This window comes from Corallococcus terminator (assembly GCF_049194865.1).
GTDB classification, from domain to species: domain Bacteria; phylum Myxococcota; class Myxococcia; order Myxococcales; family Myxococcaceae; genus Myxococcus; species Myxococcus terminator_A.
In genome coordinates, this window is sequence record NZ_JBLZWL010000143.1 from 31,595 (window position 1) to 45,084 (window position 13,490).

At 69.9% G+C, this 13,490-nt stretch carries 8 protein-coding genes; 2 read left to right on the forward strand and 6 right to left on the reverse strand.

Annotation, left to right across the window (positions count from 1 at the left end; genetic code table 11):
* Positions 1 to 4: 4 nt before the first annotated feature.
* Genes ACN469_RS42695 through ACN469_RS42705 form a run of 3 tightly spaced genes read right to left on the reverse strand, consistent with a single transcriptional unit; the run spans position 5 to position 4,136 of the window.
* Entirely contained in the window at positions 5 to 1,402 is a 1,398-nt protein-coding gene (locus tag ACN469_RS42695) for a DUF1501 domain-containing protein (RefSeq protein ID WP_498778029.1), read from the reverse strand.
* 17 nt (positions 1,403 to 1,419) lie between these two features.
* Positions 1,420 to 2,097, reverse strand: a complete 678-nt coding sequence (locus ACN469_RS42700; protein ID WP_498778031.1) for a hypothetical protein — start codon at positions 2,095 to 2,097, stop codon at positions 1,420 to 1,422.
* Positions 2,097 to 4,136, reverse strand: coding sequence for a DUF1585 domain-containing protein (locus ACN469_RS42705; RefSeq protein WP_498778033.1), 2,040 nt, complete (start codon positions 4,134 to 4,136; stop codon positions 2,097 to 2,099). The genes ACN469_RS42700 and ACN469_RS42705 overlap by 1 nt, the downstream gene beginning before the upstream one ends.
* Positions 4,137 to 4,306: 170 nt before the next feature.
* Here ACN469_RS42705 and ACN469_RS42710 point away from each other — a divergent pair, with 170 nt between their 5' ends.
* A complete protein-coding gene (locus ACN469_RS42710; RefSeq protein WP_498778035.1) occupies positions 4,307 to 4,864 on the forward strand; it encodes a DUF420 domain-containing protein in 558 nt (185 codons plus the stop codon).
* 6 nt (positions 4,865 to 4,870) lie between these two features.
* Here the strand turns inward: ACN469_RS42710 and ACN469_RS42715 are convergent, their stop codons facing one another.
* Complete coding sequence (locus ACN469_RS42715) at positions 4,871 to 5,461, reverse strand: biliverdin-producing heme oxygenase (RefSeq protein ID WP_498778036.1); 591 nt, start codon at positions 5,459 to 5,461, stop codon at positions 4,871 to 4,873.
* 189 nt (positions 5,462 to 5,650) lie between these two features.
* Between ACN469_RS42715 and ACN469_RS42720 the strand changes: the two genes are divergently transcribed.
* Positions 5,651 to 6,391, forward strand: coding sequence for a metallophosphoesterase family protein (locus ACN469_RS42720; protein ID WP_498778038.1), 741 nt, complete (start codon positions 5,651 to 5,653; stop codon positions 6,389 to 6,391).
* A 66-nt stretch (positions 6,392 to 6,457) separates the two neighbouring features.
* Here ACN469_RS42720 and ACN469_RS42725 read toward each other — a convergent pair whose 3' ends face one another.
* Together ACN469_RS42725 and ACN469_RS42730 are read right to left on the reverse strand one after the other, a co-directional pair.
* Positions 6,458 to 9,025, reverse strand: coding sequence for a S8 family peptidase (locus tag ACN469_RS42725; protein ID WP_498778040.1), 2,568 nt, complete (start codon positions 9,023 to 9,025; stop codon positions 6,458 to 6,460).
* A 69-nt stretch (positions 9,026 to 9,094) separates the two neighbouring features.
* Positions 9,095 to 13,450, reverse strand: a complete 4,356-nt coding sequence (locus ACN469_RS42730; protein ID WP_498778042.1) for a DEAD/DEAH box helicase — start codon at positions 13,448 to 13,450, stop codon at positions 9,095 to 9,097.
* Positions 13,451 to 13,490 lie beyond the last annotated feature (40 nt).

The window sequence follows — 13,490 nt, forward strand, 5'->3', positions numbered from 1 at the left end:
CGGCTCAGGCGAGGATGGGACGAAGGGGATCCACTCGGGTGATGCTGTAGTCCAGGCCCGCCGACGCCAGCACCGTGGCGATGACGTGCTCGGGGAAGATGTTCTCTCCCCGGGGGTTGAGCGCGCCGGTGCGCAAGTCGAACGTGCCCGGCGACATGCCGATGTCTCCGCTCTTGCCGAAGACGTAGTTGTGCTTCACGCCCGCGCCCATGAGCATGCAGGAGTTGGAGATGTGGTGGTCGCGGCCGCCCGCGCTGTTGATGAGCGGCGTGCGGGAGAACTCGGAGAACACCATGATGGTGGTGTGGTCCATGAAGTTCCCGCCCGTCGGGTGGGGACTTGCGCGCAGGTCATCCACCAGGCTGGCCAGCGCGTCGAAGCCCCGGCGCTGGTTGTTGGCGTGCGTGAGCTGCGTGCCGAAGTGCGTGTCCAGGCCGCCCGTCAGGTTGATGGTGAGGCACTGGGCGATGCCCTTCTTGAGCGCGGTGGCCACCATGGCGGCGCGGCCCGCCTCGGTGTCGTAGCGGCCGCTCTGGTCCAGGCCATAGCGGCTGCGCACGCCGGCCATCTCTTCGTTGTTCAACTCGAACTTGAACGAGGCTTCCAGCTGCTGGGCCATCACCTGCTGCATCTGGTCCCGGCTGTTCTGGTACGTCGTGCCCACGCCGCGAGCGCCGTAGGCGGCCTCCTCGCAGGTGATGGGCTGGCCCCGGAAGTCGACCAGCTGCTTCTCGATTTCGCTGTCCAGCAGCTGCGAGCTGGGCTTGAGCGTGAGCAGCAGGTCGTCCTTGCGGCTGACGCGCAGCGCGTTGGCGTAGCCGGGGTAGCGGTCGTTGTACGACTCCACGTTGAACGCGATGTTGGAGATGGGCACGCGGGGCTTCATCTGCCCCACGATTTCCGTCGCCGTGGAGGAGCCACGCGCCGCGCTGCCGATGGGCATCTTCCCGGTGAGGAAGTAGCGGTAGCCCACCTCGTGGCCCAGCGTGTTCATGTTGATGCCGCGCACCACCGTCATCAGGTCGAAGTGGTTCGACAGCCGGCCCACCGCGGGTCCGAAGTCGATGTTCGACTGGCCCACGCCCGTCTTCTCCGGGCGCAGGGGAATGGCGGAGAAGCGCGCGTCGTTGATGAGGTTGTAGCCCGGCAGGATGCGCGTCTCCGCCGCGCGGTCCGCGGTGAACTCATCCGGGTCCTTCGGGTCGAAGGCGAGCAGCTGGTCCCACCCGCCGTTGAAGTACACGAAGACGAAGCAGCGGTCGGCGGGGGCCAGCGAGGCCGCCTGCGCGAAGGAACGGAAGGGCAGTCCACCCAGCAGCGTGGAGCCCATGAAGCCGGCCGCGGCCTTGAGGAAGGTGCGGCGCTCGGGACGGTGGTTCTCGTCGAGGCGATTCTTCTTCATCGAAGTCACTCCGAGCTTCAGTAGGTGATGAACCGCGCGTCGGTCAGCATGGCGATGCACGTCACCGCCAACGCATCCGCGCGCCGCCTGGCCGTCTCCGCCCGGGCCGAGGCCTGGGTGAAGAACCCGACCCACTTCGTCAGCTCCTCTCCCTCCAGGGGCGCACCCCAGAAGCGGAGGGAGTTGTAGACGAGGAACTCTCGCACCTGGGCATCCGTCAGCTTGCGCAGGTCATCCCAGGCGGCCGGCAGCGTGCGCGACAGCGTCCGCTTGGAGGCATCCGCCTGCTTCACCTCGTCCGCGGCCTGGGCGATGCACACGAAGCGCGCGCCATCCTCCAGGAACTTGGCGAAGACGAGGTTGGGCTCGGTGTTCTCGCTGGCGACCAGGGCGAAGTCGGCGCGGCCCAGCGACGAGGCGCGCGCGTCGATGCCGTCGCCGCCGTTCACCCAGCGGCGGCCGACGGCCTCCAGGATGGCGGCGTCGAGCTGGGAGACGGTGAGCCGGCGCGGGGCACGGCCCACGCTACCGCCCTGCTCTTCCGGGTCCGGCAGCGGGTCGAAGTCCCCGGGCTGGTGGGGGTTGGCGACAGGCTCGAGCTGCCCGTCCAGGGTGGGACCGGGCTTCTCTTCGGTGGACTTGTTGCAGCCGGCGCTCAGCGCGAGCAACGCGGCAATCAGGAGCACGCGGCGCATCAGTCAATCCTCCGGTAGGCGTCGGTGGTCACCACGCGCTCGATGAGCGCCTTGAAGCGGTGGCCACTCTTCGCGAAGTCACTGGCCAGCGGCGCCAGGTACATCCGCTGCTCCTCGCCCGTCATCGGACGGCCCAGGAACTCGTTCCACACGCGCTTCACCGTGCAGCGCTCCAGCTCGCCGGACTGGTACATGCGCTCGACGAGCAGGCGCGGGCCCGCCTCGATGTTCTGCTCCTCGTCGGCCGTGCGGTACAGATACGTCTTGAGCATGCCGAGGCTGCTGGCGCCGTCTCCGTCGTACGCCTGCATCACGTACTGGGAGCACTCGCCGCCGCAGTTGGTGTCGCCGTTGATGGCGCAGTCGCGGCACTTCGGGTCGAGTCGCGGGAACTGGTCCGCGGGCAGGAACTGCGCGGAGCGCTCGGCGTAGCGGCCCCAGTGGGCGCCGGTGGGCTCGATGGTGGCGTGGCAGTAGTTGCAGCCACAGCGCTTGGCCAGGTTGTTCTCGCGGTTGCACGCGTCCTCGGGCGCGGGCAGGGAGGCCTCCGAGCCCGGCACGAACGTCTTGCAGAGGAAGGCCTCGTAGAACTCGGAGACGCGGGCGCGGTGCGTCGGGAACCGGTAGAGGAACCCGGGCGTCGTCAGCACGCCGGAGTGCGACTCGTCGCGGGTGTATTCCTTCCAGTTCGCGGCATCGGTGTAGGCGATGGCGGGAATCGACTCCAGCGCCGCCGGCGCGGTGGCGCTGAACACGCCCACACCCTGACGCTTCCGGTAGTACTCGGACAAGGTGCCGTTCACGAACGAGCGGCGCGTGGTGAGGATGTTGTAGTAGGGCTCGTCGCGGCGGACGACCGACTCGGCGATGCGCAGCGGCTCCTCGTTGAAGGCGGTCACGCGCATGTCATGCACGTTGCGCACATAGAGCGGGTCCGTCGTCGCGCCGATGGCCGGCACGCCGCAGCGGCGCATGCCCTCGCCGCAGCCGCAGCTGCGGTCATTGGCGAAGCGGGCCGTCTCACAGGACTCACGCGTCCAGGGGTTCTGGTCGCGCTCCTGGGCCTCGACGGCGCACACCTTCACCGTCGTCGGCGCGCCCTCGGGGGCCCAGTAGCCGGCGGGCTTCGTCACGAAGCCCTCGCGCTGGATGCAGCCGCGCACCGGGGCGTAGGCGCCCTTGATGTTGTTGTTGAGGTTGAGGTCCAGCGTGCAGCGCTTGAGCGTCAGGAGGCTCGGCTTGGACGCCGGGTCCGGATGGTCGAAGGACACCACGAGGCCGCTCGCCTCCGTCGTCTCCACCGTCAGCGCGGAGGTGGTGTTCTTGGCCGGGTCGGGCCGGCACAGGTACGACTTCACGGTCGCCGCGGCGCCGCGGTTGTCGCAGAAGTAGCGGTACTTCCCCCAGGTGCTGGACGCGGGCAAGGCGGCCAGCTCGGCGCAGGTCGTCACCGCGTTGGCCGTCGCGACCGCCAGCTCCGGGCAGCTGTAGAAGTTGGTGTCGTAGTCGTGGCTGACCGGCATGGGCACGCCCATGTCGTCCGTGCATTTGGTGCGAGCCACCGCCGTGAGCGGCGCGGCGTGCGAGTCCTGCATCGTCGTCAAGCAAGAGCTCTGCTCGATGTCTGAGTTGCAGGACTGGCCGTTGACGCCTCTGAGCGCCGTGGACGGATTGTTCGCGAAGCCGAATGCGGAGGTGGTGCCGTTGCCGCCCAGTCGCGAGTTGCCGTTGTCGAAGATGCTGGCGCTGATGTTCGAGCGGAGGAGCGCGCGATGGAAGTTGCGCACGCGCGTGTAGAACAACTCGTCATTCATCATGGCGCGGACGTCCTCTTCGGACACCGAGCCCTTCGCCTGGACTGCCTTGTATTCCTCCCAAGTGGGCGGCCGACCGAGCAGGTCGAGCGTCAGCTGCCGCAGATGTCTTTCGGGACGGACCTTCGCGACGGGCGCGCAAACAGCGGCCTCATCGGCGGAGGCTGGCAGAGCCAGGAACAAGGCGGCGCCAGCCAGGATGGCGAGGCAACGCTCGCGGAGCACGGGGAACCTCCGTGGAGGGGGGGGTCGGGGGCGACCGTAACTGAGTATGCAAGAATTACCGGGAGAAGATCCAGCCGGCCTAACAGAATCCTTCATCCGACATGTCGGCACAGCAATGTATCGCTACTGTGTCGGTTGCATCGGCGGACGTGTCGCGGGAGATAGGGCGCATGTCGAACGCCACCTCTGCACCGCTTCAGCCCCGAGTGAGCGACCGGGCTTTTTATGTCTTCACCGGTGTCGTCTCCGCGGCGGCGCTGGCCTTCATCGCGTGGATTTTGATGGGCCGACGCAACGGAGTGGAGGGCGTGGATCTGCGCTTCCTTCCGGCCGTCAACGCGAGCCTGAACGCGACGGCGGCGGCGCTGCTCATCGCGGGCTGGGTGGCCATCAAGCGCGGCGCGCGGCGCGTGCATCAGTATTTGATGGTGGCGGCCTTCGCGGCGTCGGCGCTGTTCCTGGTCTGCTACCTCTCCTATCACTACGTGCACGGCAACACGCGCTACGTGGGTGACTGGCGAGGGCTGTACCTGTGCATCCTGGCCAGCCACGTGTTGCTGTCCATGGCTGTCGTTCCCCTGGCGTTGGTGGCCTTCTACTTCGCGTGGCGCCAGCAGTTCCCCCGGCACCGCAAGGTGACGCGGTGGCTGGCGCCCATCTGGGTGTACGTGTCGGTGACGGGCGTGGTGGTGTACTTCATGCTGCGCGGCGGCCTGCCGTCCCTGTAGCGCCGCTCAGGGCAGCGCGCGACGGAGCCAGCGCTCGAAGGCGTCGAAGGTGTCCTGGGCGCCCTTCACCACGCGGTCGTCAAAGGCAGGGTCGGCCGCGTCCACGGATGCGCGCGTGAGCACTTCGCCAAAGCCGCGCCACCGGGGCCCCACGTCGTCGCCGTAGGCGCGGAAGAAGACGAAGTCGCCCGCGGCGGTGCCCTCGAAGTGGCGGCGCAGGTGCCGGAGGATGAGCTGGCCTCCGAGCGTCGCGCCCTCCAGCACGTAGCAGCCACCGAGCGCCTCGGGCAGTCCCGTCAGCGGCGGTGGCTCCGGACAGCTGGGCAGCCGCGCGAGCGATGGCGTGTCATGGCCAAGCGCGCGCAGGTCCGCCTCCAGCCACGCAACCTTCACCCGCTCCTGCATGAGCAAGCCAGGCAGCGCCGCGCCCAGCACGGTGATGAGTCGCTCCTCCACCGGGGAATGGAAGCCATGGAGCGCCTCCAGGTGGCGGCGATAGCCCTCGAGCGTCAGCCCAGGCTCCAGCAAGCGCACGGCGGACTCGGCGCGCTCGTGGTGGGGGCGGGTTTCCGTCTTGAGTCGCTGCGGCAGGGACACGGTGAGACCAACATGGCCTCACCCGGGCGCGGAGGGAATGGCTAAATCCCAACGCGTACCAGAGGGAGCCCCTGTCAGGAACGTGGGGAGGCGGCCGACCGGGGCGCCATGCGAATCCTGACGTTGGACGAAGTACCGAGCCACAGTTGGCCTTATCAATCCGCCGCACCGAGAGGCGGCACGCAGACCGTGTGGTTTCCCCTGCTGCGCGGCACGGTGGACTCGCTTCCGGACGAAGTCTCCGCGCTGTTGGTGCTCTCCGACCTCCAGGGTGTGGCCCCTCATGCGCTCCAGGACGGCGCGGTGGCGCTGCTCGGAGAGGTGCTCGCCGATGAGCTGGCCATCCTCGGAGAGCTGGGCGAGCTGCCGCTGCCGGGAACCATCGGCGTGGTGCTCGCGGGGGACTTGTTCTCGGAGGCGAACGCGAACGTGCGCGGTGCCTCCGGTGACGTGCGCGCCGTCTGGCAGGCCTTCGCGGAGCACTTCCGCTGGGTGGTGGGTGTGGCCGGCAACCACGACACGTTCGGCGGCGCGCGCGAGCAAGCGCGCTTCCAGCAGCGCCCCGGCATCCACCTGCTCGACGGCGAGGTGGTGGACCTGGAGGACCTTCGCGTAGGCGGCGTGGGCGGCATCATCGGCAACCCGGACAAGTCAGGCCGGCGCGACGAGACGGAGCACCTGCGACAGCTCGGCGCGACGCTGCGCGAATCACCGGAGCTGCTGGTGTTGCATCAAGGGCCGGACGTCGAGGGCACGCGGCTTCGCGGCAGTCCCGTCATCCGGGAGTGTGTGAGCACGCGCGCGGGCCTGTTGGTGGTCTGCGGCCATGCCCACTGGGTCACTCCGCTCGCCACCCTCCCCGGCGACGTCCAGGTGCTCAACGTGGACAGCCGCGCCGTGCTGCTCGAACGCGCTCGCGCTTCCGCTTGAGCGCGTCCGTCGCGACGCGGTCCCCAGTCATGCTCACCGGGAACCGGCGTCACCTCGGTCAGCGACTCAGCGACAGAAGCCGTCAGCCCGGCAGACCGCGGGAGGCGCGCAGTTGATGCCCGAGCCGATGCAGCTCGGCTGACATGCGCCGATGCCCGTGCCGTCGCTGTAGCAGAGATACCCCGAGCGGCAGTCGCCCTGGCCGGTGCCCACCGCGCGCGAGCAGCTGTCCAGACAGACCTTCAGGCCCGCCGTATTCACGACGTAGCACTTGGAGCCCGTGGGGCACGCCGTCGTGTTGCACACCAGGGTGCAGTAGCCACCGGGGAAGTTCGTGTTGCACGTGCCTCCCGCGCAGTCGGAGTCATCCGTGCAGGGCGAGCCCACGTCCAGCGTCGGGTCATCGTCGATGGGCGCCAGCGGGAGCAGGTCGAAGCTGACGTTGGGCGTGGAGGCACCGGTCTCCACGTCGAGGGGCTCGAAGGAGTCGATGTTGCGCCAGAAGCCCGTGCGCTCTCCGTCCTCGAACAGCTCGCCGTCCTCGTCGTCGTCGATGGTCGCCAGCACGTAGTAGGTCCTGGGCTCCAGCTTGAGGGAGTAGTCATAGCCGCGCGCCGCGCGCGCCACGGTGATGGCCTCATCGGCCGCCTCCCACTCGCCCGTCACCGCGTCCTGCCAGACGAAGGCGACAATCGCATCCAGGTCGTCCGCTGACCCCACGCCAATCTTCAGCGCCACCGTCGCGGAGCCGGCCGCGCCGGAGCCCGCGAGGTTGAGCGTCACCACGTAGTCCCCGTCCGCCAGGCCCGCCGAGTTCACCGCCACGTCCAGCGTCGTCGAGCCGTACGCGGGCACCGTCTTGGTGCTGCCCCCGGGGAAGGACACCGCCGAGTCCTGGGGCCCCGACTTGGTGGCCGTCACCACCAGGTCTCCACCCTGCCGGCCGCCCACGTTGCTCAGCGTGAGCTGCTGCGTCGCGCTCTGCCGGAAGAAGAGCGTGGTGGTCGCCACGCTCAGCTTCGGCGGCTCCAGCGCCGGGTCCGTGCTCTGGATGCGCCGCAGCGCCGCCTGCGCGTTGATGAGTCCCGCGCCACAGCCGCCCGCGCACTGCGAGGCGGGAATGGGCGTCGCGGTGGACTTCAGCGCGGCCTCCGCCTGGGTCGACGTGAGGTCCGCGGTCAGCTTGGCCGCGGTCGCCGCCAGCAGCGCCACCACGCCGGCCACATGCGGCGCCGCCATGCTGGTGCCCTGGGAGAACTGATACGCGGGCTGCCGGTTGTCATCCAGCACGGTGGACAGCACGCCGTCCGCGTACCCATCGCCGTTGATGTCCTCCCGCATCTCTCCGCCGGAGGCCACCACGTCCACGCGCGCGCCGTAGTTGGAGAAGCTGCTGCGCCGGCCCGACAGGCCCGTGGACCCCACGCAGATGACGTTCTCCTGGTTGCACGGCGTGCTGCCGGAGGCGTCCACGTTCTCGTTGCCCGCGGCGACGACGATGATGGCGCCGCGACCGACGGCGGCGTTGATGGCGTCCTGGTAGAGCGCCTGCGGCGGCGCGCTGCCACCCAGGCTCATGTTCAACACCTTGGCGGCCTTGGCCGGGCGCTGGGTGATGCCGGGCACGTCCCCGCCCGTAGCCCAGGTGATGGCCGCCGCGATGTCGAAGCTGTTGCCACCCTTGGTGCCCAGCACGCGCACCGGGAGAATCTGCGCGTTCCAGGCCACACCCGCGACGCCGGTGCCGTTGTTCGTCACCGCCGCCACGGTGCCCGCCACGTGCGAGCCATGCCACGACGAGCCCCCCTGCGGCTCATCGCCGCCTTCGTCCAGCGGGTTCGCGTCGCGGCCGTTGCCGTCACCCGCGTTGGTCGGGTCGGCAATCATGTCGTAGCCCTGCACCACGTGGGAGTTGAGGTCCGGGTGCGAGACGATGCCGGTGTCGATGACCGCCACCACCACGCCATCCGCGCCCGACTCGATGTCCCACGCGGCCGGCAGGTTGATGGTGGGGTAATGCCACTGGAGGCCGTAGCCCTTGTCGTCGGGGACGGCCGTCTTGTACATGCGCAGGTTGCGGTCCGTGTAGCGCACGCCCGGCACCGCCGCGAGCCTCGACACCAGCTCGCGCGTCTCGTCCGCCGACACCGCGTGGCCGTCCTCCGCCTCGAAGCCCACCAGGTGCAGGTACTCGCTCGCGTAACCCTTGTGCACCGTGCGGTAGCCAGGGAGCGCCGTGGCGGACAGCACGCGCTCGGGGGACACGCCCCCTTCCTCGAAGCGGACGACGACGTCACCGGGAATCGTCGCGTCTTCCTGGGGGATGCGCGCGAGCGGCGGCGGCCCCAGCGGCGTGGGGATGATGGGCAGGCCCGGGTCCGTCTGCTCCAGCGCGGCGCGGCGCACCTGCTGCGTCTTCGCGCCACGGAGCTGGTCCTTCAGCCGCGCCAGCACGCTCTTGCTGAAGGGAAGGCGGGTGGCTCGGGAGACACCGCCCTCGGAAGACTGCTCGTTGCTGCGGAACGGCGTGAGCGTCCCCGCGACAGTGCCGGAGTCATCAGGCCCGCCACCCCCAGACTCGTCACACGACGTGGCCGAGAGCAGCAACAGTCCAACGAGCAATAGACGACGCATTCGAGAGAACCCCCTCCTGGAAAACAGTGGGGGGACCCTAGCACCGCGAGTCCAGGTGGACGTGGATTCTCAGCTCGCTTGCGCGACCCCGCCGCCGCCCTCCGTGTCCTCGCCAACGTTCTCCTCGGACTCGTCCTCCAGCGCGTCCACGCCGCCCGGCACACCGTCCACGTAGGTGACGACATTGCCCGGCATCGCGGGCACGCGCGGCCCCGGCGTCACCACACCCGTGAGGTTGAGCGGGTCCACGCCGGAGAGCTGCACGCGCACGCCGGAAGGAGGCTGCCGCCGCACCGCGCGCGCCATGTCCACCGCCTCCGGTAGGGCGAACTGCTCTCCGACGAAGCCCGCCACGAAGCGCCCACCCCGCACCTCGCCGCGCGCCTCCATGCGGCGGTAGACGAACAGCAGCTCGCGCCACGTGGGCGCCAGCGCCTCGCGCATCACCAAGTCTCGCCAGACGATGCCGTAGCGCTGGAGGAACAGGCGCGCCAGCGAGTCCATCACCTCTTCCGACGTCTTCGGCTCCGCGGGCGCCAGCAGGCTCCAGCGCCCCGGGCCACCGCGCTGCAACAGCTTCTGCCGCTTGCGGTGCGCGGGGCTCTGGAGCACGCGCAGGTTCTGCACCGCGTCCGCCGTCACCAGGCCGCGCGCCACCAGCTCCCACAGCGCGTCCTCGATTTCCGCCGGCAGCCGTCGCGCGCGGGACACGAGGTCCTGGAAGAAGCACGCGCCCCGCCGCTCCAGCACTGCCACCACGTCCTTGGCGGCCACGCTGAGGTCCGGAGGCGTCCACACGTCCCCATCCGCGAGCACCGCGTGAGGCCGCGCCGCCGCGAGCATCCACTCCAGGTCCTCGCGCAACGTGAAGGTCAGCGGCGCGTTGCGCGTGGGCGAGGCACGCGAGCGAGTGGGCGCGGGCACCTCCGGCTCCGGCGGTAGCACGGGCGCGCCGCGACGAGGTCCCGCCACGGGCTTCGGCTGGTCCTTCATCGTCAGCCGGCCCCAGGCCACCTCACCCGCGTAGCAGGCGCGCTCCAGCATGTCCGGCGTGTAGCCCCGCATGCGCGCGGGCAGGAGGAAGCGCTCCCACGCGGAGGCCGGTGCCTCGTAGCCCTGGAGCAGCCGCACCGCCTTCATGAGTCCCGTGGAGCCGCGCAGCGCGTCCACGTCCTCCATGTGGTGCCACCGGAAGAGGAAGCGCATGAAGTCGCGCCCGCTCAGCGGCTCGATTTCCCGGCGCAGCCGCCCCACCGTCATCCGATGGATGCGTTGGAGCAGACGACGGTCGCACCACTCCAGCGGCAGCGCTTCTCCCGGCGCGAGCGGCGTCTCCAGCGGACGGAAGCGGCCCCGCAGCACGGTGCCCTGCATCTCCAGCTGATGCATCGCCGCGTTGACCTCGTCCTCGCTCAGCACGCACAGGCGCGCCAGCTCCGCCACCGTGATGGGGCCCACGTTCTCCATCCGCCCCCGCACCACCTGGAGCACCGCGGCCTCGCGCTCCACCGGCCGGTCATGCGCCAGCACCGGCAACGGCGGCTGCGTCACTCCGTCCGGGAACAGCACCCGCACCGCGCTGCCCCGCTCGGCCGCGACGAGGAAGCGCCCGGCGGGCAGGTCCAGCCACGCCACCCGGCCCTGCTCGAACAGCGGCGTCGCCAGTCCCTTCGGCACCTCGGTGTCTCGCACCAGCACCCACTGGAGGAGCATGTCGTGCAGCTCATCCTCGTCGCGCATCGGCGGCGCGGCGTCCTCCACCACCGTGGCGATGGCCGTCGCGTCCAGCGCGCCGAAGGCCGCCGCGTCCTCGGCGGGCAGCGCGCGGCGCAGGGCCACGTTGCGCACGCGGCGCTCCTCCGCTGGCGCGTCATCCAGGAAGGTGTACGGCTGGCTGTGAATCATCGCGTGCGCGAAGACGCTCGGCTCCGGCACGTCGCGCGCCTCCAGGCGGATGCGGCCGTCCTTCATGCGACGGAGCACCTCGCGCAGGCCCTCCACGTCCATGGCTTCGTGCAGACAGTCGTCCATCGTCTGCTTCACCAGCGGATGGTCCGGCAGCTCGACGTCACCACCGCCGTGGTTGTCCTGACAGCCCACCTGCGCCGGGAAGACGGCGGCCAGCAGGTCCTCGCTGCGCGCGCGCTGGAGGTTGGGCGCCACGCGCTTGCCCCCCATCATCCGGTGGAGCGCCAGCGCCCGTGTGGCCACCCAGCGGAAGCGCGTGCCGAACAGCGGCGACTGGAGCACCGCCTGCACCAGCACCTCTTCCACGTGGTCCGGGTGCAGGAAGTCGAAGATGTCCGCCAGCGGGAAGGAGTGCTGCTCGCCCAGCGACAGGAGGATGCCGTCCTCCGTCGCCGCTGCCTGCAGCTCGAAGTCGAACGAGCGGCAGAAGCGCTTGCGCAGCGCCATTCCCCAGGCGCGGTTGATGCGGCTGCCGAAGGGCGCGTGGATGATGAGCTGCATGCCGCCCGCTTCGTCGAAGAAGCGCTCGGCCACCACCAGGTGATTACTGGGCACAGCGTCCAGCATCTTCTTGCCCAGCCGCAGGTAGCCCAGCAGCGCATCCACCGCGGGCGGCGGCATGCGCAGCTCCTTCTCCAGGAAGCTGGCCGAGTCCTCACGGGTGAGCAGCTCGTCGCGCAGCCGGCCCACCTGGAGCGACAGCTCGTCCGTGCGCCCCGGTGCCTCACCGCGCCAGAAGGGCACGTTGGGCGCCGCTCCGCGCGCGTCCTCCACCATCACCGTGCTGCCCATCACCCGCTGAATCCGCCACGCGGTGCTGCCCAGGAGGAAGACGTCTCCGGGCGATGACTCCACCGCGAAGTCCTCGTCCAGGGTGCCCACCACCTTGCCCTCCGGCTCGGCGGTGACGCTGAAGGTGAAGGTGTCGGGGATGGCTCCGCCGTTGGTGAGCGCGGTGATGCGCACGCCGCGCCGGCCCTTGAGGCGCTGATTCACCCGGTCTCTGTGCAGGTGGATGCCCGCGCGACCACGTCCGGCGGCGATGCCCTCCGACAGCACCTCCAGCACGCCCTGGTACTCCTCCCACGTCAGGTCGCGGTACGGGTATGCACGCTGGAAGAGGCTGAAGAGGGCGCGCTCGTCCCACTCCTCGCACGCGCACGCGGCCACCACTTGCTGCGCGAGCACGTCCAGCGGCTTCTGCGGGATGATGACCGCGTCCAGGTCGCCCTCGCGCACGGCGTTGAGGAGCGCGGCGCACTCCATCAGCTCGTCGCGCGTCATCGCGAAGATGATGCCCTTGGAGATGGCGGCCTTGTGGTGGCCCGCGCGGCCGACGCGCTGGAGCAACACGGAGATGGCCTTCGTGGTGCCCAGCTGGACGACGAGGTCCACGTTGCCCACGTCGATACCGAGCTCCAGCGACGCGGTGGCCACCATGACGCGCAGCCGACCGTCCTTGAGCTTCTCCTCCGCGGCCAGTCGGATTTCGCGCGACATGCTGCCGTGGTGGGCCGCCACCAGGCCTTCACCCAGCCGCTCGCCCAAATCGTGGGCCACGCGCTCCGCCATCTTCCGCGTGTTGACGAAGATGAGCGTAGTGCGGTGCTCGCCCGCCAGCGCCACGAGGCGGTCGTAGACCTGGCCCCACATCTCGTGGCTCGCCAGCGAGGACAGCTCCGCGTCGGGGATCTCCAGCTTCAAGTCCCACGGGCGCAGGTGGCCCACCTCCACCTTGCGGCAATCGCGATGGGACGCGCCGGTGAGGAAGCCCGCGATGGCGTCCAGCGGCTTCTGCGTCGCGGACAGGCCGATGAGCTGCGGACGCGTCTCGGTGAGCGCCTTCAGCCGCTCCATGGACAGCGTGAAGTGACTGCCCCGCTTGTCTCGTGCGAGCGCGTGAATCTCGTCGACGATGACGGTGCGCACGCCGCGCAGCGTGGCGCGAGCGCGCTCGGCGGTGAGGTAGAGGTAGAGCGACTCCGGCGTGGTGATGAGGATGTGCGGCGGGCGGCGAACCATCCGCGCGCGCTCGGAGGCGGGGGTGTCACCGCTGCGCACCTGCACGCGCAGCTCGCCCGGCGTGTAGCCCTCCGCGCGGGCTCGTGAGAGCAGCTCCTCCAGCGGCTGGAGCAGGTTCTTCTGCACGTCGTTGCCCAGCGCCTTCAGGGGCGAGACGTAGAGCACCTGCGTTCGGTCTTCCAGCTTCTGTTCCAGCGCCAGCCGGAACAGCGAGTCGAGCGCGGCGAGGAACGCGGTGAGCGTCTTGCCACTGCCCGTGGGCGCGGCGATGAGCACGTCCTGCCCGGCCTGGATGAGCGGCCAGCCCTCCACCTGGGGACGCGTGGGCTCGCCGAGTCGCTCGGCGAACCAGCGGCGGACCACGGGGTGGAAGTTCGCCAGTGCCGGGTGCGCCTCGCACTCGGCGGCGAAGTCGAGACTGATCTGCGGGGGCATGCGCACCTCTCCAGCAGGAGACTGAACACAGGTACAGGCG